This window comes from Vibrio sp. 1727, assembly GCF_033344415.1.
In the GTDB taxonomy this organism is placed as follows: domain Bacteria; phylum Pseudomonadota; class Gammaproteobacteria; order Enterobacterales; family Vibrionaceae; genus Vibrio; species Vibrio alginolyticus.
The window spans coordinates 1-701 of the sequence record NZ_JAWPOT010000266.1; the positions used below are offsets into that span (position 1 = coordinate 1).

The following is a 701-nucleotide window of genomic DNA, read 5'->3' on the forward strand; positions in this document are numbered from 1 at the left end:
TGCCATCTTTGTTGGCATCGGCAGTGCGGATCGACTCTTTCAGCGTATCGATCTTATCGCCCCAAGGGGTGTTGCCATCTGGGTAAGCGTTGCGACCTTGGTGAACTTGGCGGTAGCGACCATCTAAGTCAGAGTGAATAGTTTGACCTAGGTACGAGTGGTACATCGCGGTGTAGAACGTCTGTTTGTAATCTTCGTCGCCAGAGACTTGGATCTTGCCGAGTTCGTCTTCCCATTTCTTCGTTGCCGCTTCGCGTACTTGGTCGAAGTTCATGCCAGCAACTTCTGTCATGTTAAGAGAAGCACCTGATTTACCGTTCTCGCCAATCTCAACGTTTGATAGCGCCAATTTTGCTTCAACCGTTAAGCCGTCCTTTGAGGTGTCGAACTCAACGTAAGCGCGCGCGTATTGGTACTTGCCGCGTGTTTCGTTACCGATTTCTGTAATGCCTTCTGGCACGTCCATGTAACGACCTTGCTCTTTATCGTAGTAAGCAAAGCGAACGTTTTTGATTGGCTTGTCGAATTCCATCACGAAGAATTCTTTTTTGCTTGGTGCCCAGCCATCTGAGAAACGGTGACCTTCAAGGCGGTTATTGTCTTTGTCCCATTTCAAGTAAGAATCTGAGGTGTAGTCCCAGTTAATTTTAAAGCCAGTGTTCACGATGATTTCTGACTTCTCATCACGAGGGAAGGTGTAG

At 47.9% G+C, this 701-nt stretch carries 1 protein-coding gene; it reads right to left on the minus strand.

Annotation, left to right across the window (positions count from 1 at the left end; genetic code table 11):
• Window positions 1-701: glycoside hydrolase domain-containing protein (locus R8O10_RS25160; RefSeq protein WP_318191946.1), on the minus strand; the 701-nt coding region annotated here is incomplete at both ends.